This is a genomic window from Cupriavidus sp. C2SS-8b (assembly GCF_057073745.1).
In genome coordinates this window covers 1,426,630-1,445,799 of sequence record NZ_CP172717.1, presented here as the reverse complement: position 1 = coordinate 1,445,799, position 19,170 = coordinate 1,426,630, and the positions used below count along the sequence as shown (strand labels likewise).

General features: G+C 67.5%; 16 protein-coding genes. 11 read left to right on the top strand and 5 right to left on the bottom strand.

Annotated elements, in window-relative coordinates:
* The first annotated feature begins 128 nt into the window (after positions 1-128).
* From ACIGJB_RS23585 to ACIGJB_RS23560, 6 genes are read left to right on the top strand one after another with little or no spacing between them, the layout of a single operon-like run.
* Positions 129-758, top strand: a complete 630-nt coding sequence (locus tag ACIGJB_RS23585; protein ID WP_483732415.1) for a CDP-alcohol phosphatidyltransferase family protein — start codon at positions 129-131, stop codon at positions 756-758.
* An 18-nt stretch (positions 759-776) separates the two neighbouring features.
* Positions 777-2,552 carry a bifunctional alpha/beta hydrolase/class I SAM-dependent methyltransferase gene (locus ACIGJB_RS23580; protein ID WP_483732414.1) on the top strand — a complete coding sequence of 592 codons (1,776 nt, stop codon included), beginning with the start codon at positions 777-779 and terminating at the stop codon, positions 2,550-2,552.
* Positions 2,552-3,952, top strand: coding sequence for a phosphatase PAP2/dual specificity phosphatase family protein (locus ACIGJB_RS23575; protein WP_483732413.1), 1,401 nt, complete (start codon positions 2,552-2,554; stop codon positions 3,950-3,952). The genes ACIGJB_RS23580 and ACIGJB_RS23575 overlap by 1 nt, the downstream gene beginning before the upstream one ends.
* Positions 3,942-4,403, top strand: a complete 462-nt coding sequence (locus tag ACIGJB_RS23570; protein WP_483732412.1) for a hypothetical protein — start codon at positions 3,942-3,944, stop codon at positions 4,401-4,403. The genes ACIGJB_RS23575 and ACIGJB_RS23570 overlap by 11 nt, the downstream gene beginning before the upstream one ends.
* 7 nt (positions 4,404-4,410) lie before the next feature.
* Positions 4,411-5,046, top strand: coding sequence for a lysophospholipid acyltransferase family protein (locus ACIGJB_RS23565; protein ID WP_483732411.1), 636 nt, complete (start codon positions 4,411-4,413; stop codon positions 5,044-5,046).
* Positions 5,047-5,050: 4 nt separating this feature from the next.
* On the top strand, positions 5,051-6,007 hold the full coding sequence (locus ACIGJB_RS23560) for a phosphatidate cytidylyltransferase (RefSeq protein WP_483732410.1): 957 nt from the start codon (positions 5,051-5,053) through the stop codon (positions 6,005-6,007).
* 36 nt (positions 6,008-6,043) lie between these two features.
* Here the strand turns inward: ACIGJB_RS23560 and ACIGJB_RS23555 are convergent, their stop codons facing one another.
* Positions 6,044-7,177: an ABC transporter substrate-binding protein gene (locus ACIGJB_RS23555; RefSeq protein ID WP_483734644.1), complete on the bottom strand. Its 1,134-nt coding sequence runs from the start codon at positions 7,175-7,177 to the stop codon at positions 6,044-6,046.
* Between the two features lie 200 nt (positions 7,178-7,377).
* Here ACIGJB_RS23555 and ACIGJB_RS23550 point away from each other — a divergent pair, with 200 nt between their 5' ends.
* From ACIGJB_RS23550 to ACIGJB_RS23535, 4 genes are all read left to right on the top strand, one after another.
* Positions 7,378-7,821 (top strand): hypothetical protein, encoded by a 444-nt coding sequence (locus tag ACIGJB_RS23550; protein ID WP_483732409.1) that lies wholly within the window; start codon positions 7,378-7,380, stop codon positions 7,819-7,821.
* Between the two features lie 69 nt (positions 7,822-7,890).
* The gene (locus tag ACIGJB_RS23545; protein WP_483732408.1) at positions 7,891-9,057 is read left to right on the top strand and encodes an efflux RND transporter periplasmic adaptor subunit; all 1,167 of its coding nucleotides are present in this window, start codon (positions 7,891-7,893) and stop codon (positions 9,055-9,057) included.
* Positions 9,057-12,158: an efflux RND transporter permease subunit gene (locus ACIGJB_RS23540; RefSeq protein WP_483734643.1), complete on the top strand. Its 3,102-nt coding sequence runs from the start codon at positions 9,057-9,059 to the stop codon at positions 12,156-12,158. The genes ACIGJB_RS23545 and ACIGJB_RS23540 overlap by 1 nt, the downstream gene beginning before the upstream one ends.
* Positions 12,155-13,399 carry a TolC family protein gene (locus ACIGJB_RS23535; RefSeq protein WP_483732407.1) on the top strand — a complete coding sequence of 415 codons (1,245 nt, stop codon included), beginning with the start codon at positions 12,155-12,157 and terminating at the stop codon, positions 13,397-13,399. Before ACIGJB_RS23540 ends, ACIGJB_RS23535 begins: the two co-directional genes overlap by 4 nt.
* A gap of 21 nt (positions 13,400-13,420) precedes the next feature.
* Here ACIGJB_RS23535 and ACIGJB_RS23530 read toward each other — a convergent pair whose 3' ends face one another.
* The 4 genes from ACIGJB_RS23530 to ACIGJB_RS23515 form a co-directional block, all read right to left on the bottom strand.
* Positions 13,421-14,782: a GntP family permease gene (locus ACIGJB_RS23530; RefSeq protein WP_483732406.1), complete on the bottom strand. Its 1,362-nt coding sequence runs from the start codon at positions 14,780-14,782 to the stop codon at positions 13,421-13,423.
* A gap of 116 nt (positions 14,783-14,898) precedes the next feature.
* A complete protein-coding gene (locus tag ACIGJB_RS23525; RefSeq protein WP_483711761.1) occupies positions 14,899-15,291 on the bottom strand; it encodes a RidA family protein in 393 nt (130 codons plus the stop codon).
* 39 nt (positions 15,292-15,330) lie between these two features.
* Entirely contained in the window at positions 15,331-16,794 is a 1,464-nt protein-coding gene (locus ACIGJB_RS23520) for an N-acyl-D-amino-acid deacylase family protein (RefSeq protein WP_483732405.1), read from the bottom strand.
* Between the two features lie 3 nt (positions 16,795-16,797).
* The gene (locus tag ACIGJB_RS23515) at positions 16,798-17,718 is read right to left on the bottom strand and encodes a MurR/RpiR family transcriptional regulator (protein WP_483732404.1); all 921 of its coding nucleotides are present in this window, start codon (positions 17,716-17,718) and stop codon (positions 16,798-16,800) included.
* Positions 17,719-17,890: 172 nt separating this feature from the next.
* Here ACIGJB_RS23515 and ACIGJB_RS23510 point away from each other — a divergent pair, with 172 nt between their 5' ends.
* Positions 17,891-19,159 (top strand): amino acid deaminase, encoded by a 1,269-nt coding sequence (locus ACIGJB_RS23510; RefSeq protein WP_483732403.1) that lies wholly within the window; start codon positions 17,891-17,893, stop codon positions 19,157-19,159.
* Positions 19,160-19,170: the final 11 nt, after the last annotated feature.

The window sequence follows — 19,170 nt, the reverse complement described above, 5'->3', positions numbered from 1 at the left end:
TCAAGGGCGTTCACGATGGTTTGCGGAAACCCGAACTGCCGCTATGCTCCGCAATCTGTGCCGGCCAGTTCCGTTCAGCGCCCCCGCAAGACCGTGACGCGGCAGCAGATCCGATCCCGAGACCCAATATGACGCTTTACCAGATTAAACCGAAGTTCCAGGCGTGGCTGCGGCCCAATGTGGAGCGGCTTGCCGCCGCGGGCGTGACGGCCAACCAGGTCACGCTGGCGGCGGCGGCCGGCTCGCTGGTCGTCGGCGCGCTGGCCGGCGGACTGGCCTGGCTGCCCGGCGTATTCCTGCTGATGCCGCTGTGGCTGTTCGCGCGGATGGCGCTGAACGCGATCGACGGCATGCTCGCGCGCGAACACGGACAGCAAAGCGTGCTGGGCGCGTACCTGAACGAACTCGGCGACATCGTTTCGGACCTGGCGCTGACCATCCCGTTCGCCTGGGCCATGCCGTCGTCGGGCGGCGAGGTCATGCTGTTCGCCATCCTGGCCGTGGTGTCCGAGTGCGCGGGCCTGATCGGTCCGCTGGCGGGCGCCACCCGGCGCTATGACGGCCCGCTCGGCAAGAGCGACCGCGCGCTGGTTCTCGGCGCGCTCGGCCTCTGGGTCGGCTGCGGCCTGGGCCTCGGGTCATACGGCCATTGGTTCTGGATCCTGCTGTCGCTGCTGTCCGTGGCGACCATCATCAACCGCGTTCGGCGCGGCGTGCTGGAGGCTCGCGAGAGCCAGGCCCGCCAGTCGGCTTCCTGACCTGTGGAGACGCGCCGCGTGGAACGTACCCCGATCGAATCGTGCTTTGCCACCCATGACGGGCAGGAACTGTTCTACCGGCACTGGCCAGCCGCGAGCGGAACGCCGCGCGGGGCCGTGCTGCTGTTCCATCGCGGCCACGAGCATTCCGGCCGCGTCGCGCACCTGGTCGATGAACTGAACCTGCCCGACCATGACTTCTTTGCCTGGGACGCGCGTGGCCACGGACGCTCGCCGGGCGAGCGCGGCTACAGCCCCGGGCTTGCCTGTTCGGTGCGCGACATCCAGACCTTTGTCGACCATATCGAAGCGGCGCACGGCATTGGCGTGGAACGCCTGGCCGTGGTGGCCCAGAGCGTCGGCGCGGTGCTGGCCGCGACCTGGGTGCATGACTACGCGCCGCGCATCCGCTGCCTGGTTGCCGCCTCGCCGGCGTTCAAGGTCAAGCTCTATGTGCCGTTCGCGCGTCCCGGCCTGAAGCTGATGCATCGGCTGCGCGGCAAGTTCTTCGTCAACAGCTACGTCAAGGCGAAGTTCCTGACGCATGATCCGCAACGGGTGGCCAGCTACGACGCCGATCCGCTGATCACCCGGCCGATCGCCGTCAACATGCTGCTCGATCTCTACGACGCCGGCGAGCGCGTGGTGGCCGATGCCGGCGCTATCACCGTTCCTACACAACTGCTGATTTCCGGCGCGGACTGGGTCGTGCATCGCGGTCCGCAGGACGCGTTCTTCGACCGCCTGGGCTCGCGCGTGAAGGAGCGCATCGTCCTCGACGGCTTCTATCACGACACGCTCGGCGAGCGCGACCGGGCATCCGCCGTGGCCGCGGCGCGCAAGTTCATCGTGCGCGAATTCGATACGCCGTCGGCGCCCGTGTCACTGCTGGAGGCCGACCGCCGCGGCCCCTTCAAGGATGAGTCCGACCGGCTGGCCGCGCCGCTGGCGGCGGCAAGCCCCGCCGGAATCTATTGGGGTACCGTGCGCGCCGGCCTGCACCTGGGCGGCATGCTGTCCGAAGGCGTCCGGCTGGGCCACCAGACCGGCTTCGATTCCGGCTCGACGCTCGACTACGTCTATCGCAACAAGGCCACGGGCCGCTTCGGCGTCGGCCAGCTCATGGACCGCAACTACCTGGACGCCATCGGCTGGCGCGGCATCCGACAGCGCAAGCTGCATGTGGAGGAACTGATCGGCGAGGCCATTCGCCGCCTGCACGCCGCGGGTGCGCCGGTGCGCATCGTCGACATCGCGGCAGGACATGGCCGCTATGTGCTGGAGGCGCTGACGTCGCAGCGCGGCAGCATCGACGGCAACGCGGTGGAGAGCATCCTGCTGCGCGACTACAGCGATATCAACATCGAACAGGGACGAAGCCTCATCCGCCGCAAAGGGCTCGATCCGATTGCGCGTTTCGAGAAGGGCGATGCCTTCGATGCCGACAGCCTCGCCGCGCTGGACCCGGCACCGACGCTGGCCATCGTCTCGGGCCTGTATGAGCTGTTCGGCGACAACGAGATGGTCGGGCGCTCGCTGCGCGGGCTGGCGCAGGCGGTGCGGCCGGGTGGCTATCTCGTCTACACGGGGCAGCCGTGGCACCCGCAGCTCGAGTTCATCGCGCGGGCGCTGACCAGCCACCGTGCCGGATCGGCGTGGGTGATGCGCCGCCGCTCGCAGGCCGAGATGGACGAGCTGGTCCGCGATGCCGGCTTCGAAAAGCTCGCCCAGCGCATCGACCCGTGGGGCATCTTCACGGTCAGCCTGGCACGAAGGAAAGGCGAGGGGCGCTGATGCAGGGCGACGGCGCACACCTTGGCCCCGCGGCGCTGGATCGGAGTCCGGTGCCCGCGCCCGGCCGGCCCTGGGCCCTGGCCGTGGGTCTGCTCGCCGGCATGGGTGTGCTGTTCTTCTCCAGCTACGGCCTGGCCAACTGGCTGGCCAGCCAGCATGCGGACGTGCCGTACTTCCACTTCGGCTGGGAACGCGGGATTCCGTTCCTGCCGTGGAGCATCGTGCCGTACTGGTCGATCGACCTGCTCTACGGACTCTCGTTCTTCCTCTGGTCGACGCGCGCGGACCTGCTGACCCACGTGAAGCGGCTGCTGGCGGCGCAGCTTGTCTCGGTTGCCTGCTTTATCGCATTTCCACTGCGCTTCGCCTTTGCACGTCCCGAGGCGGACGGGCTGCCGGGGCAGCTGTTCACGCTGCTCGGCGGATTTGACAAGCCGTTCAACCAGGCGCCGTCGCTGCATATCAGCCTGCTCGTGATCCTTTGGGTGGCCTATGCCGCGCACCTGCGGGGCGGCTGGCGCTGGCTGATGCACCTGTGGTTTGCGCTGATCGGTGTGTCGGTGCTGACGACCTACCAGCACCATTTCATCGATGTCCCGACTGGCTGGCTGGTCGGGTTGCTATGCGTATTTGCGTTTCCGCTTGCGCCGGCAGAGGCTGCCGGCTCACCGGATGCCCGGCTTGCGCGCCGCTACGGGATGGCTGCGGCGATGCTGGGGCTGGCCGCCGCCGCGGCCTTGAGCGTGTCGGTCGTGGCTGCTTTCATGCTGTCGTGGGCGGCCATTGCGCTGGGCTGCGTGGCCGTTATTTACCGTGCCGGCAGGCCGGGAGCATTCCAGAAGCGCGCCGATGGCACGCTCCCGATGTCGGCCTTGTGGGTGCTTTGGCCCTATGTGCTCGGGGCCTTCGCCAACTCGCGCTGGTGGACAAGGCGCCAGCCCGCCGTCAGCCGGCTGACCGACGGCGTCTGGATCGGCCGCCTGCCCGGTGAAGCAGAGCTGCGCGAATCCGGCGCCGATGCCGTGCTCGACCTGACGGCGGAATTGCCTCGGCTGGTGACAGGCGTCTTGTACCGGTGCGTGCCGGTGCTGGACCTGACCGTGCCATCGCAGGCGCAACTGCATGCCGGCGTCGAGGCCATCGAGCGCTGGCGGCAGGCAGGGCGCACGGTGCTGGTCAGTTGCGCGCTTGGCTACTCGCGCAGCGCGCTGGTCGCGGCCGCATGGCTTGGCGCGCACGCGCAGCTGCGTGATGCGCAGCAGGTGCTGGCCCTGTTGCGCCAAAGCCGGCCCGCAGTGGTGCTGGGCCCGCAGAGCGTGGCGGCCTTGACGCGCTTCCTGCAAACCACCGTAGCCGGCCCGCAGGTTTCCGACTCGCAAGGAGCCGACCATGCTGACTGAAGATTCCCGTCCCGATCCCGATCCCGATCCCAGTACCGAGGTCTGGGTGGCGCGTATCACCGCGGGCGCCATGCACGCCGCCGCCCGGCTGAATGGGGCCGGACTGGTCCTGGCGATGGCCAACCTGCTGCTTGCCGGACTGTTCGCGCCCGCCGCGCTGGTCTACCTGATCCTCGGGCTGGTGGTGGCGATCATGGGTGCCGCGCAACTCTGGCTGCTGGTCCGTATCGAGCTGGACCGCCGCCTGTTCGAGGCGCTTGCCGTCGCGGCCGATACCGCCGAACTGGGCGCGCTCGACCAGGCGCTGTCCGCCCTCGGCTGGCAGGCGCCCGGACGCGCGGGCCGCTCGCTGGCGGAGCGCTCGCGCGCGACGCTGCGTTTCCTGAAGTTCGCCGGCGCACTCGCAGCGACCCAGCTGCTGCTCGCGCTGCTTTTGCTGCTATTGAGATGACTTCCCCATGACGTGGCTTTCACGACTGGTGGCACGCGCCATCATCCTGTTTGCACAGATGCTGACCGGCATGCAGGCGCGCTGGAACGGCTGCCTGCCCGCAGCCGTGCAGCGGGTCTACTTTGCCAACCACAGCAGCCATGGCGACTTCGTGCTGATCTGGGGCTGCCTGCCACCGGACCTGCGCGCGGTGACCCGGCCCGTGGCCGGCGCGGACTACTGGGAAGCCTCGTCGGTGCGGCGCTTTATCGGGCGCGACGTGTTCCGTGCCCTGCTGATCGACCGCACCGGCGGCCGCGACGGCACCGGCCCCGACCCGGTGGCGCAGATGGAGCAGGCGCTACGCGCCGGCGCCTCGCTGATCCTGTTTCCCGAGGGCACGCGCAACACCACCGACGACCGGCTCCTGCCGTTCAAGAGCGGCGTGTTCCACCTGGCCCGGGCATGCCCGGACATCGAGTTCGTGCCGGTATGGATCGACAATCTCAACCGCGTCATGCCGAAGGGCGAGGTCATCCCCGTGCCGCTGCTCTGCACCGTGACCTTTGGCGCGCCGCTGCGGCTGCAGCCCGAAGAACCGAAAGAATCGTTCCTGTCCCGCTGTCGGCAGCAACTGCTCGCGCTGGCACCGGTGCTGGAGTAAGACCATGTCCAATATCCAGGTTATCCACGACACCCGCATGCTGTTTGGCGGGGTCCTTTGCGTCTTGCTGCTGGCCTCGCTGGTGACCGCGCTGCTGCGCTGGCGCGTGGCGGGCGGCGCGCCGCATACGGTGATCGACAACCTCGCCGCGCGGGTCTCGGCGTGGTGGTGGATGGTGGCGATCCTCGGCATTGCCTTCGCCATGGGGCGCACGGCGATCATCGTGCTCTTCGGCTTGTTGTCGTTCTACGCGCTGCGCGAATTCATCACGATCACGACGACCCGGCGCGGCGACCATCGCGCCATGGTGGCCGCGTTCTTCGTCTTCCTGCCGGGACAGTACGTGCTGGTCTACATCGGCTGGTACGGGCTGTTCTCGATCTTCATCCCGGTCTATGCCTTCCTGATCCTGCCGATCCTCTCGGCGCTGTCATCGGAGACCACGCGCTTTCTCGAACGGTGCGCGGGCGTGCAGTGGGCGGTGATGATCTGCGTGTTCTGCATCTCGCACGTCCCCGCGCTGCTTACGCTGCCGATTCCGGGCTACGAGGATCGCAACCTGCTGCTGATCGCGTTCCTCGTCATCGTGGTGCAGGGCAGCGATGTGCTCCAGTACGTCTGGGGCAAGCTGCTCGGCAAGCGCAAGATCGCGCCGCTGCTGTCGCCGTCGAAGACGGTCGAAGGCTTTGTCGGCGGCGTGGCCAGCGCGACGGCGCTGGGCGCATCGCTATGGTGGATCACGCCCTACGGCTCGCCGCTGACGGCCGGGGCAATCGCGCTGGTCATCGCGCTGATGGGCTTCCTAGGTGGCCTGGTCATGTCGGCGATCAAGCGCGACCGCGGCATCAAGGACTGGGGCCACATGATCGAGGGCCACGGCGGCATGCTCGACCGCCTGGACTCGGTGGTGTTCGCCGCCCCGGTGTTCTTCCATCTCACGCGCTACTGGTGGGTGCCCTGAGCGGCGCGAAGGTGGCACCGTGGGGCGGAGAGGGGCTTACTTGCCCGAGTCCTTCACGTCGGCGAACTTGTCGAACTCTATGTTGTACAACTCGCTGCCGCGCTTCTCCACCTTGCGGATGTAGACGGTCTGGACGACGTCGCGCGTGGCCGGATCGATCAGGATCGGCCCGCGCGGGCTCATGATCTTCATGCCCTTGAGCGCACCGATGATCTTGTCGCCATCGGCCGCGCCGTTGGTTTTCTTCAGCGCCTCGTAGATCGCGGCCATGCCGTCATAGGCCGCGACGGTCATGAAGTTGGGGCGGCCCGCGCCGGGGTTGGCAGCGGAATAGGCGCTCAGGAACGCCTTGTTCTCGCGCGAGTCGTGCGCCATCGAATAGTGGAACGAGGTGATGACGCCGAGCGTCGCATCCCCCATGGCGGGCAGCACGTGGTCGTCGGTCAGGTCGCCGGTGGCGATCACGCGGATGCCGGCCTCGGCCAGCCCGCGCTCGCGAAAGCCCTTCATGAAGGCCACGCCCTGTTCGCCGGCCGGCAGGAACAGGAAGACCGCTTCAGGCTTCGCGTCCTTGATGCGCTGGATGAACGGCGCGAACTCCGGGTTGCGCAGCGGCACGCGGATCGATTCGATGACCTGCCCGCCGCCGCCCATGAAGTTGGTCTTGAATGCGGTTTCCGCGTCGATGCCGGGCGCGTAGTCGGCCACCAGCGTGACCACCTTGCGCACATTGTTCTTTACGGCCCATGTCGCCATCGGCGCGGAGATCTGCGGCAGCGTCATCGATACGCGCGCAATGTAGTTCGACTTGGTGGTGATGACGGACGACGCCGCATTAAAGATCACCATCGCCTTCTTTGCCTGTTCGGCGACGGGCGCCACCGCCAGGGCTTCCGGTGTCAGGCCGAAACCGGCCAGGATGTCGACCTTGTCGCGCACCACCAGTTCCTGTGCGAGGCGCTTGGCGACGTCGGGCACCGGACCCGTAGTGTCCTTCATGATGACCTGCACCTTGCGGCCCGCGACGGTATCGCCATGGAGCGACTGGTAGGCCTTCACTCCGGCTTCCATCTGCTTGCCGTAGTCGGCGAAGCTGCCGGAGAAGGGGGCGATCAGGCCGATCCTGACGGGCTCGGCGGCGAGGGCGGAATGCGACACGGCTGCAAACATGGTGCAGGCGGCGATGAAGCGAAGCCGGCAGGCGAAGCTCATGACATGGTCTCCGGTATTTTCTGCTTGGATGGGTAACGCCGCAGGGAGTGTAGGAAAGCACATGATGGGCCGCAATGGGGAATTGAGCCTAATTCCTCGCGCGACGCGCAATCGTTCCCGCACCAGAGCCGTTGAACTGCCCTTGCCGCACCCTTACAATGGCAGCCGTGATTTCAACCTGGCTCAGTCTCTTCGCCAAGGTGTCGCTGGCAGCGGCGATGATCGTGCTGCAGGCGTTCACCCCGTTGCTGCATGCCCATCTCGGAAGTTCGCAAATCCATGGGTGGCACATTCATCTGTTGCCAGCACCCGCATTCAATTCTCATTTCACACCGCATGACACCGCGGGCGCATCGTCACTGACGACCGGCGAATCGCCGGAGATTGACGTCGAGCGCGGGATTCCAGCATCCCATCCGACGCAGCCAGAGGCCGGGGACGGGCAATGGATGCTTGTTGCGGTGCTTGCGGTGCTCGCGGGATTTGTGGCCCTGGCCATGCCGGTATTGCGGCATGTTGCTGCAAGTGTCGCTCCGACTGCCCCTCGATGGCGGCCGCCCAATAGTCCTCCGCCTGCACTGGCGCCTCCTCTGCACGCCTGAATTCCGCCCCTTCTCGCGCTGTTGGCCGCCAGGGCCGTCCGCGCCTGTTCCGGATTCACGGAGATAGTCATGAATTGTCTTTCTGCATCACGATGCGTGCTGGCGGCGCTCGGCCTTGGCCTTGGCACCGGAGCCGCATGTGCGGCCCCGACAGCGGCCGCGGCGTCGCGCCCGTCCGCGTCAGTCCCAGGGCCCGCAGCCCCCTTGCCGGCATCCGCGCCCGCGGCCCAGGCCGCCCCCCTGACTCTGCCGTTGACCGCGCCGCAGGCAAGTGCCCTGGGCGTTGGCTATGGCGCGGTACAACCGGCCTCGGCACTTCCGGTCCGTGCGACCGCCCGGGTGGTTCCCGCGCAAGGAACGCAATCGGTGGTGGCTGCTGCCTATCCCGGCATGGCGTCAAGCGTGCTGGTTACGCTCGGAACCCGGGTTCGAGCCGGCACGCCTCTGTTTCGTTTCGAAAGTGCCGAGTACTTCGAGGCACAGCGCGCGCTGACCGAGGCCGATTCACAGGCTGCCGTGGCAGCCGATGCGTTGCGCCGCGATACCGCCCTCTATGCCGAGGGCATCATTCCTGCCGCCCGCTTGCGCGCGACCGAAGCTCGCGCGCGGGAGGCGAGGGCGGCAGCCGGCGCGCGGTCGCGCGCGTTGGGCAGCGCAGGAATTCGCGCTTCCCAGGGAGCGGGTACTCCGGTGATGGTGGCGCCAGCCGATGGCACGGTGACGGCCATTGCCGTTGTGCCCGGCCAGCGCTTCGCCGTCGGCGAGGTGCTGATGCGCATCGCCCGGTCGGACCGCATGGAACTCGAGGCAGCGGTAGCCGCGCCGGCGCCCGGCATTCGCATTGGCGACAAGGCGAGCGTGTCCACGTATGGGGCGCACGGCACGGTGCTCGGTATGGCGCCGTCGATGGACGGCACCGGGGTGCTGCGCCTTCGCATCGGCCTGGAGACGGCGGGGACGTTGCAGATGGGCGCCCAGGTACCGGTACAGGTCGAGGCCAGCGGCGCGGAGGGCGCTGAGCTTGCCGCATGGCGTGTGCCCGCACGCGCTATGTTCCAGTGGCGCGGCAGTCCGGCCGTGTTCGTGGCGCGCAACGGCGCGGTCATGCTGCTGCCGGTCACCCGCCTGGCCGGCGACGATGACAGCGTGGTCGTCCATGGCGCTTTCCGGCAAGGAGAGCGCGTGGTGACGGCAGGTGTCGCGGCGCTCAAGGGCGCACTGCTCGGGGGGGAATGATGCTGTCCCGACTGATCGATTTCTCGCTGCGCCACCGGCTGGCGGTGCTTGCCGCGGCCGGCGCGGTTGCCGCCGCCGGGGTGCTGGCCTACCTGCACCTGCCGATCGATGCATTCCCCGATATCTCGCCCACGCAGGTCAAGGTCATCCTGAAGGTACCGGGCATGACGCCCGAAGAAGTGGAGCAGCGGGTCGTCACGCCGGTCGAGCTCGAGATGCTGGGAATCCCCAGCAAGCGCATCGTGCGCTCGATGGCCAAATACGGCATTGCGGATGTCACCATCGATTTTGAAGACGGTACCGATGTCTACTGGGCGCGCCAGCAGGTCAACGAACGCTTGTCCGGCGTGATGCGGGACCTGCCGCAGACCGCGGTCGGCGGGCTGGCACCGATCACGACGCCGCTTGGCGAGATGTTCATGTTCGTCGTGGACGGCGACGACTACTCGCTGGCCGAGCGGCGGCGCGTGCTCGACTGGGTGATTCGCCCCGCCCTGCGCACCATTGCGGGCGTGGCCGATGTCAATGCGCTGGGCGGAGAGGTCCGCAGCTATGAGGTGGTGCCGGATCCGGCGCGGCTCGCGGCACGCGGGGTGGCGCTTGCCGCGTTGCGCGAGGCCTTGCAGTCCAATACGCGCAATGACGGCGCGGGCCGGCTCGTCAGCGGCGAGGAAGCGCTGGCGGTTCGCGTGGATGCGGGTGTCACCGGCACGCAGGACATCGGGCAGGTGGTGGTAGCCGGCCCGAAGGACGGGCAGGGTTCGGTGGTCACGGTGGCAGACGTTGCCACGGTGCGCATGGGCAGTGCCACGCGCTACGGCGCGGTGTCCTATGACGGCAAGGGGGAAACCGTGGAGGGCCTGGTGCTGGGGCTGCGCGGCGCCAATGCGCGCGATGTGGTGGCGGCGGTATCGGCGCGGCTCGACGAATTGCAGCCGCAACTGCCCAAGGGCATGTCGGTCCGCGTTTTCTACAATCGCGGCGACCTGGTGAGCCGGGCGGCGGGAACGGTACTGCGGGCGCTGGCCGAAGCCGGCGTGCTGGTGGTCATTACCCTCTACGTGTTTCTCGGCGGCATTCGGCCGGCCGTGGTGGTGGCGCTTACGCTGCCGCTGACCATGCTGGCCACGTTCCTGCTGATGCGGCAGATCGGCCTGAGCGCGAACCTGATGAGCCTGGGAGGCCTGGCGGTGGCGATCGGCATGCTGGTCGACGCGGCAGTGGTGGTGGTGGAAAACGTGGAGAGCAGGCTCGCGGGACTTCCCGAGGCGGACGCCCCGGCGCGGCGGCGAGCCATCCACGAAGCGGTGAGCGCCGTGTCGGCACCGGTGCTCTCGGGGGTAGCGATCATCGCCATCGTCTTCCTGCCGCTGCTGTCGCTGCAGGGTCTGGAAGGCAAGCTGTTTTCGCCGGTGGCGCTGACCATCGTCCTGGCGCTGGCCGCATCGGCGGTGGCGGCCTTCACGGTGGTACCCGCCCTGTGCCAGTTGCTGATGCGCCCGGGCAAGCACGACGAGCCATGGCTGGTGCGGCGCCTGCATGCCATCTTCGCGCGGATGCAGGCCTGGTGCTTTGCGCACCAGCGCGTCGCGTTCGCGGCGGCGGGCCTGTCGCTGGCATTGGCCGTGGCGCTCTATCTGGTGACCGGCAAGACCTTCATGCCCACCATGGACGAGGGCGACATGATCGTCCAATTGCAGAAGGTGCCATCGGTGTCGCTGCCCGCGTCAGTCTCGCTGGATACGCGGGTGCAGCAGGATCTGCTGGCCAATGTGCCGGAAATCCGCGCCGTGGTGGCCCGATCCGGTTCCGATGACCTTGGCCTGGATCCGATGGGCTTCAATGAGACCGACACCTTCCTGGTGCTGCGGCCCAGTTCGGAATGGCGGGGCAGCAAGGAGGACATCGCGCATAGCATCCGGCAGCGCATGGAGCGATTCCCTGGTGTGCTGTACAGCTTTACCCAGCCGATCGAGATGCGGGTGTCGGAAATGCTGACCGGCACGCGGGGCGACGTTGCCATCAAGATCTTCGGCAACGATATCGCCCGGCTAAACGACGCTGCACAGGCCATTGCCGCGCGGATGCGGCGCATCGATGGCGTCGCTGAGGTCATCGCGCCGCGCAACGAGGGCATGGAGTACCTGTCGCTGCGGGTGAACCGGCTGGCGGCGGGGCAGGCGGGCCTGAGCGCGGAAGCCCTGCAGCAGGCGCTGCGCAGCCAGATCGAGGGCGAGATGCTGGGCGTGGTGCCCGAAGGCACAGTGCGCACGCCGCTGATCCTGCGCGGCGGCGATTCCGTGCGCGAGGCGCCGCAGGCGCTCGGCGCCTTGCCGGTACGCGCGCCGGACGGCACGGTCTGGCCTCTGGCAAGCCTGGCGCAGATCCGCCAGAGCGGCGGGCCGGTCCGTATCGACCACGAAGACGGCAGCCGTTTTGCCGTGGTCCAGGTCAACGTTGCCGGACGCGACCTGACTGGCTTTGTGCAAGAGGCGCAGGCTGCGGTCGCGGCGCTGCCTGGCGTGGACAGGAGTATGCGCGTGGTGTGGGGCGGACAGTTCGAGAATCAGCAGCGCGCGGCCGCGCGCCTTGCACTGGTGATTCCTGTCGCCCTGGCTGCCATTTTCGGGCTGCTTGTGCTGACGTTCCGTTCCGCGCGGCAGGCGGGTCTGGTGTTTGCAAATGTGCCGTTTGCACTGGTGGGCGGTATTGCCGCGCTGAAGCTGTCGGGCGAGTACCTGTCTGTGCCGGCTTCGGTAGGGTTCATCGCCCTGCTCGGCATTGCGGTGCTGAACGGCGTTGTGCTGGTCTCTTACTTCAATGCCTTGCTGCATGCCGGGGAACCGATGGACCGGGTGGTGCGCGACGGCGCGGGACGGCGGCTGCGTCCGGTGCTGATGACTGCGGCGATTACGGCGCTGGGCATGATCCCCTTGCTGTTCGCAACGGGTCCCGGTTCGGAAATCCAGCGGCCACTCGCCATCGTGGTCTGCGGCGGGCTGGTGACGTCGACGGCGCTGACGCTGTTGTTGCTGCCAATGCTGTTCGAGCGTTTCGGTCGCCCTCGCGCATCGGCCAACGTCAACGAGGAGGCGGTATGAGCCGGATGACCAAGGTATGCTGGCTGGCCGCGCTGGCGGCGTTTTCGACGGCGTCAGGCGCCGCAGACGCATCGGACTGGCTTCCGCCGGAACAAGCGGCGCGGGAGTCCGTTCTCGGACACCCGGCCAATACGGCCGCCATGGCGGCACAGGGCGGCCAGTACGCGCGGGCCGAGGCAATCCGCACCGGGCCCGCAGAGACCCAGTTTCGGCTTACGCCGCAGTATCGCCACGTACGCGATCCGTCCGACAATTTTGCCGAGGGCCAGGTTGGCGTCGAACGGCCGCTACGGCTATGGGGCAAGGCAGGCGCGGATGCCGCACTTGCCGATGCGACCATCCATAGCGCCGACATCGGCCTTCAGGACGCCCGCCATGAATTGTCCAGAGAACTGCTGAGCCTGTGGTTCGGCGCGCTTCGCGCGCGCACGGAGGTTCAGGCCCAGTCGAGCGCGCTGGAGCAAGCCATGGATCTCGTGCGCATCGTGCAGTCGCGGGTCCAGCATGGCGATGCCGCCGTGCTGGACCTGCAGCTCGCGACTTCCGACATGGAGCGCACCCGCGCGGCCGCAGTCGCGGCGCAGGCCGGTGAACGCGGCGCCGTTGCGGCGATGCGGGTCCGCCTGCCGCTGGTCAGGTTGCCGGATGCCTTGCCGCAGCGCCTGCCGGCGGCGATCGAGGGCGACCGTGACGGACTGCGCCAAAGCTATATCCAGGCGAGCCATGAGTTGCGCCTGGCACAGGCGGAAGGCGAACGGGTACAGCATCTGGCGCGCCGCGTTGGCCTGGAGCGTTATCCGGATCCGACGGTAGGCGCCTTTGTCTCGATTGAACGGGGCGGGGCAGAGCGGATCGCGGGCGTCAACCTGATCGTGCCGCTGGGCGGCACCTACCGCCGCGCAAACGCCCAGGCGGCTGCTGCCGATGCCACTCAGGCCGCGGCGCGATACAGGCAGGCGGAACTGAAAGCGGAGTCAGAGTTCGACATGCAGTGGGAACTGATGCGGGGAAACCGGCAAGCCGCGGACGCCATGCTGGCCGCTTCCGCGCAGCAGGAGTCGGCCTATGACAAGGTCAAGAGAGCCTATGCGATGGGGGAAGCCGGTGTTGCGGAAGTGCTGGCTGCCAAGCGGGCGCATGACGAGGTACGGCGCCAGGCCCGGCTGGCCATGATCGATGCGGCCCAGTCCATGTACCGTCTGCAACTGGACCTCCATCGAATGTGGGACTTTGACGATTGAGTCCCCCGCGGGCTGGCCGCGTCAGACCACGGTGGCCAGCGCCAGCGTCAGCAACAGGGCGATGACCGAGATCAGCGTTTCGCAGACCGACCAGGTCTTGAAGGTCTGGGTCACGGTCATGTTGAAGTACTCCTTGACCAGCCAGAAGCCGCCGTCGTTCACGTGCGACAGGATCAGCGAGCCGGCGCCTGTGGTCAGCACCAGCAGTTCGGGTCGGGTGCCCGGCACGCTGGCCGCGATCGGCGCGACGATGCCGGCGGCGGTGGTCATGGCGACGGTGGCCGAACCGGTGGCGATGCGGATCATGACGGCCACCAGCCAGCCCAGCAGCAGCACGGAAACGTGGGCGTTGGTGGCCACGTCGACGATCGCGTTGGACACGCCCGAGTCGCGCAGGATGCGGCCGAAGCCACCACCCGCGCCAACCACCAGCGTGATGATGGCCGTAGGGGCCACGCACTCGTTGGTGAACTTGAGGATCGCCTCGCGGTTGAAGCCGCGCGCCTTGCCGAAGGTGTAGAAGCTCACCAGCGCGGCGATCAGCAGCGCCATGACCGAGTTGCCGATCAGCTTGAGGAAGTCGTTGGCGAAGGTCTTGGGCGTGGTGAAGAGGTCGGCCCAGCTGCCGATCAGCATCAGGATCACGGGCAGCAGGATGGTGAACACCGTAATGCCGAAACCGGGCAACTGGTGCGAGGCCTTGACGCTTTCGTCTTCCTCGGTGAACTGCGCGGCCAGCGGGTTGACGTCGGGCAGCTTGACGTAGCGGTCCATCAGCTTGGCGAACAGCGGGCCGGCAATGGCGGCGGTCGGGATCCCCACGATCAGCGCGTACATGATGGTCTTGCCGATATCCGCGCCATATGCCGTCACGGCCAGGAGAGCGGCCGGGTGCGGCGGGATCAGGCCGTGCACGACGGACAGGCCGGCCACCATCGGGATGCCGACCAGCACCATCGACGTGCCGGTGCGCTTGGCCACGTTGAAGGCAATCGGGATCAGCAGCACGAAGCCGACCTCGAAGAAAACCGGCAAACCGACGATAAAGGCGATGGTCACCATTGCCCAGTGGACGTTCTTTTCGCCGAAGAAGTCGATCAGCGTGCGCGCGATGCGTTCGGCGCCGCCGGACTCGGCCATCATCTTGCCGAGCATGGTGCCCAGGCCGATCACCAGGGCAATATGGCCGAGCGTGCCGCCCACGCCGGCTTCGAACGACTTGATGATGTCGCCCATCGGCATGCCCACGGCGAAGCCGAGCAGGACCGAGACGACGACCAGGGTGATGAAGGGATTGAGCTTGAAGCGCGCGATCAGTATGACCAGGGCGATCACGGCGATCAGCGCGTACACCAACAGTGTGGTTCCGGTGACGGCACCCATGTTGTCTCCTTTGTGGAAAAAGGCCGCTTGTGGCGGCAATATTTGTAGTTCAGTTCATGTCCCGCCCGGGTTGCGGGCGGGGAAAAACGCAATCAGGCAATTAGCAGGCGATCGGCTCAGGCCGCCGGCTTCTTGTACGCAATGCAGTCCACTTCGACCTTGCAATCCACCACCATGCTGGACTGCACGCAGGCGCGCGCGGGCGGGTTGGCGCCGAAGTACTCCTTGAAAATCTTGTTGAACGCCGCGAAGTCGCGCGCGTCGTCCAGCCAGACGCCGCAACGCACCACGTGCTCGGGGCCATAGCCGGCCTCGGCCAGGATGGCCAGCACGTTCTTGATGGCCTGGTGGGTCTGCGCAATGATGCCGCCGTCGATCAGTTCGCCATTGACCATCGGCACCTGGCCGGAAACATAGAGCCAGCCGTCTGCCGCCACCGCACGGGCAAACGGCATGTGCTGGCCGCCCTGGCCGGTGCCGCCTTCTACGCCAAATCGCTTGATATCCATGAGAACTCCTGAAATCGGTGAAACAAAAAGGGGGGGAAGTCAGGCCGCAGGCCGGGCGCCGCGCGGCAGGAACCGGCCGGCGCGCACGCCGGTGGGCTGGCGCTGCTGCCACGACAGCTCGCCGTTGACCCAGACCGCGGCAATGCCTTCGGCGGGTTGCATCGGATCGGTAAAGCTGGCCGCGTCGCGGATGGTGTCGGCGTCGAACAGCACCAGGTCGGCCCAGTAGCCTTCGCGCACGAAGCCGCGGCCGCTCAGGCCGAAGCGCTCGGCCGACAGCCCGGTCATCTTGTTGACGGCCACCGCGAGCGGGAACAACTCGCGGTCGCGCGCATAGTGGCCAAGCACGCGCGGGAACGCGCCCCACAGGCGCGGATGCGGCAGCGGGTCGTTGGGCAGGCCGTCGGAGCCCACCACGGTGGCCGGATGGCTCAGGATGCGGTCGACATCGGCGTCTTCCATGCAGTGGTAGACGGCGCCGGCCGGCATCAGGCGGCGCGCGGCCTCGTGCAGGTCGACCTGCCATTCGGCCGCGATATCGGCTAGCAGGCGGCCGCCCATTTCCGGCGCGCCTTCGGACCACGTCACCATAATGTCGAAATCGCTGGTGACCTGCTTCAGGTCCAGCGTCGACGAACTTGCGGTGTAGGGATAGCAGTCGCAACCCACGGGCTGCCAGCGCTGCGCGGCGTCGAGCGCGCCGAGCACTTCCGAACTGCGGCCCCAGTTGGGCACGCCAGCGCATTTCAGGTGCGAGATCACCACGGGCACGCGCGCGTGGCGGCCAATGCGGAACGCCTCGTCCATCGCGTCAAGGATCTCGGCAAATTCGCTGCGCAGGTGCGTGGCGTAGAGCGCGCCGGCATTGGCGAGCGGCTCGGCCAGGGCCAGTACTTCCTCCGTGGTCGCCGAGAAGGCGTTGGCATAGGCCAGCCCGGTGGACAGGCCCAGCGCGCCATGCTGCAGGGCTTCTTCAAGCTGCGCGCGCATGGCCGAAATTTCGGCGGGTGTGGCGGCGCGGTCCAGCGTGTCCATCTGGTTGCTGCGCAGCGCGGTATGGCCGACGAGTGCCGCGACGTTGACGGCGGGCCGCGCGGCGTCGACGGCTTCCACATACGAGCGGAAGTCCGGATAGCGGAAGGCGTCGGCATGCCCGAGCAGGTTCATCGGGTCGGGGGGATCGCCCGACAGCACCACCGGTGCTGCGCTGATGCCGCAGTTGCCGACGATCACAGTAGTCACGCCTTGCGACAGCTTGGGCGTCATCTCGGGCTGGCGGACCACGTTGGTGTCGTCGTGCGTGTGCACGTCGATAAAGCCGGGCGACAGGACCAGGCCGTGGCCTTCGACCACGTGGGCGGCGGTGTCGGGGTCGATGGCCCCGGCTTCGTCGATGCGCGCAATCAGGCCGTCGCGCAGGGCCACGTCGGCCATGCGGGCCGCGGCGCCCGAGCCATCGAGCAGCGTGACGCAGCGGATCAGGGTATCGAACAGGTGGGGCATAGGTCAGTCTCCAAGCGGCTGGCGGCCGTCCGGGCCGGCGCCTGTGTCCTGGCCGCGCTCGCCGCCGGGGCCGCGGTGCGTGTCGAGCACGTATTTCAGGCGGCGCAGCCGTTCCTTGCTCTGGTCCGGCTGCAGCAGCGCGCACTGCGTGGCCAGCACGTCCAGCACCAGCAGCATCGCGTAGCGCGAGGCCGACGGCTTGAAGATGAAATCGGTCTCCAGCGTTCGCACGGGCAGCAGCACGTCCGCACGCGCGGCCAGCAGCGACCCCAGCGCGGTCACGGCCACGAGCGTGGCGCCGTACTCGCGCGCGATATCGCAGCTCGCCAGCATTTCCGGGACGCTGCCGCTGGCGGAAAACGCAAGCACCACGTCGTCGCGGCTGAGCGTTGCCGCCACCATCTTCTGCAGCAGCGCATCCTGGTAGCTCGCCACTGGCTGGCCAAGCCGCGCCAGGCGGTGGCGCGCCTCGTCGGCCATGAAGGACGAGCCGCCGCCCATGCCAAAAGCGTAGACCATGCGTGCGCCCAGCAACAGGCGCGCGGCCTGATCGATGCGGTCGGCATCGATCAGCTTGCGGTTGACTTCGAGCGCGCCCAGCACGTCGGCATGGATGCGGTCGGCCAGGGTGGCGGGGGTGTCGGCCAGCGCCGGCGCGCCATCCGGCTGCAGGAAACGCATGCCGACCGCGGTAGCCTGCGCCAGCCGCAGCTTGAGGTCGCGCACATCGCGGCAACCGATTGCCTTGGCAAAGCGCGTCACGCTGGCTTCGCTCACGCCGGCCTTGCGCGCCAGCTCATTGATGCTGGCCGCCGCCGCGCCGGCAAGGTCCTCCAGTACGACTTGCGCCACTTTCTGCTCGGCCAGCCGCAACGCGGGGCCGCGCTCGGCAATGCGGGTCAGGATGTCGAAGGGCGCGGTCATGGCTCGGAAAGGTCTTGGGGCTGGCGAAGGGCTATAACTGATAGTGCCCGTCCGGTTGCAAGCCATCAGGCTCACCATCCGCGAACGGTGTGTTACTTTATAACAAGGATGAAATATCGTAATTTCAGGGATATCATTACGTCAATCAGATTTTTTCAGGGTGATGACAGGCATGCGTGAAACAAAGTACCAAGCCGGCACGATCGATCCGCTCAACAAGGCGCTGGGCAGGCTGGAGGCCCCGCTTGCCCCCGAAGACGCCGGCCAGACCGGCTGGAGCCTGCTGCAGGAAGAGCTCAGCCTTCCGGCAGCGGTGCTTTACGAGGAGCGCCTGTCTCACAACCTGCAATGGATGCGCCGCTTCATGGATGAATACGGTGTGCAGCTTGCACCGCATGGCAAGACGACCATGGCGCCCAAGCTGTTCGCGCGCCAGCTTGGCGCCGGCGCCTGGGGCATTACGCTGGCGACGGCGCACCAGACCGCCGCGGCCCATGCCCACGGCGTGCGCCGCGTGCTGATGGCCAACCAGCTGGTGGGCCGCCGCAACATGGAGATCATTGCCGACCTGTTGCGCGATCCTGGCTTCGAATTTTTCTCGCTGGTCGATTCGGCTGACCTGGTGGACCAGCTCGGCGCATATTTCCGCGAACGCGGCCAGACGCTGCAGGTGCTGCTGGAGCTGGGCGTGGAGGGCGGACGCACCGGCGTGCGCGACGCTGCGCAGCAGGCCGACGTACTGGCGGCGCTGGCGCGCTGGCCGGACGCGCTGTCGCTGGCGGGCGTGGAGATCTATGAAGGCGTGCTGAAGGAGGAGGCGGAGATTCGCCGCTTCCTGCAGCGCACCGTGGCGGTCACGCGCGAGATCGCGCAGCAAGGCCGCTTTGGCCGCAGCCCGGTGGTGATGTCGGGAGCCGGCTCGGCCTGGTACGACGTGGTGGCGGAAGAATTCGCCCGCACCGATATCGGCACGCCGATCGAGGTGGTGCTGCGCCCCGGCTGCTACCTGACCCACGACGTGGGCGTCTACAAGGCCGCGCAGGAACGCATCCTGGCAAGCAACCCGGTGGCGCAGAAAATGCGCGAAGGCCTGCTGCCCGCGCTGCAATTGTGGGCCTATGTGCAATCGGTGCCCGAGCCCGACCGGGCCATCATCGGCATGGGCAAGCGCGACGCCGCGTTCGACGCCGGCATGCCGATTCCGGCGGTGATCTACCGCCCGGGCAGCGCCGCGCCGGTGGCCGTACCCGCGCATTGGGAAGTCACCGGCATGATGGACCAGCACGCGTACCTGCAGATCCGCGCGGGCGACGATATCCGGGTCGGCGACATGATCGCCTTCGACATCTCGCACCCGTGCCTGACTTTCGACAAGTGGCGCCATATTCCCGTGCTGAACGGCGATATGCGCGTCATCGACATTGTCCAGACCTTCTTCTGAGGCGAGCGCGC

Excerpts from the sequence above, each read along its gene's own strand:
- ACIGJB_RS23585 (WP_483732415.1), top strand. The coding sequence starts at position 129 with ATGACGCTTTACCAGATTAAACCGAAGTTCCAGGCGTGGCTGCGGCCC.
- ACIGJB_RS23575 (WP_483732413.1), top strand. The coding sequence starts at position 2,552 with ATGCAGGGCGACGGCGCACACCTTGGCCCCGCGGCGCTGGATCGGAGT.
- ACIGJB_RS23570 (WP_483732412.1), top strand. The coding sequence starts at position 3,942 with ATGCTGACTGAAGATTCCCGTCCCGATCCCGATCCCGATCCCAGTACC.
- ACIGJB_RS23565 (WP_483732411.1), top strand. The coding sequence starts at position 4,411 with ATGACGTGGCTTTCACGACTGGTGGCACGCGCCATCATCCTGTTTGCA.
- ACIGJB_RS23560 (WP_483732410.1), top strand. The coding sequence starts at position 5,051 with ATGTCCAATATCCAGGTTATCCACGACACCCGCATGCTGTTTGGCGGG.
- ACIGJB_RS23555 (WP_483734644.1), bottom strand. The coding sequence starts at position 7,177 with ATGTTTGCAGCCGTGTCGCATTCCGCCCTCGCCGCCGAGCCCGTCAGG.
- ACIGJB_RS23550 (WP_483732409.1), top strand. The coding sequence starts at position 7,378 with ATGGCAGCCGTGATTTCAACCTGGCTCAGTCTCTTCGCCAAGGTGTCG.
- ACIGJB_RS23545 (WP_483732408.1), top strand. The coding sequence starts at position 7,891 with ATGAATTGTCTTTCTGCATCACGATGCGTGCTGGCGGCGCTCGGCCTT.
- ACIGJB_RS23540 (WP_483734643.1), top strand. The coding sequence starts at position 9,057 with ATGCTGTCCCGACTGATCGATTTCTCGCTGCGCCACCGGCTGGCGGTG.
- ACIGJB_RS23535 (WP_483732407.1), top strand. The coding sequence starts at position 12,155 with ATGAGCCGGATGACCAAGGTATGCTGGCTGGCCGCGCTGGCGGCGTTT.
- ACIGJB_RS23530 (WP_483732406.1), bottom strand. The coding sequence starts at position 14,782 with ATGGGTGCCGTCACCGGAACCACACTGTTGGTGTACGCGCTGATCGCC.
- ACIGJB_RS23525 (WP_483711761.1), bottom strand. The coding sequence starts at position 15,291 with ATGGATATCAAGCGATTTGGCGTAGAAGGCGGCACCGGCCAGGGCGGC.
- ACIGJB_RS23520 (WP_483732405.1), bottom strand. The coding sequence starts at position 16,794 with ATGCCCCACCTGTTCGATACCCTGATCCGCTGCGTCACGCTGCTCGAT.
- ACIGJB_RS23515 (WP_483732404.1), bottom strand. The coding sequence starts at position 17,718 with ATGACCGCGCCCTTCGACATCCTGACCCGCATTGCCGAGCGCGGCCCC.
- ACIGJB_RS23510 (WP_483732403.1), top strand. The coding sequence starts at position 17,891 with ATGCGTGAAACAAAGTACCAAGCCGGCACGATCGATCCGCTCAACAAG.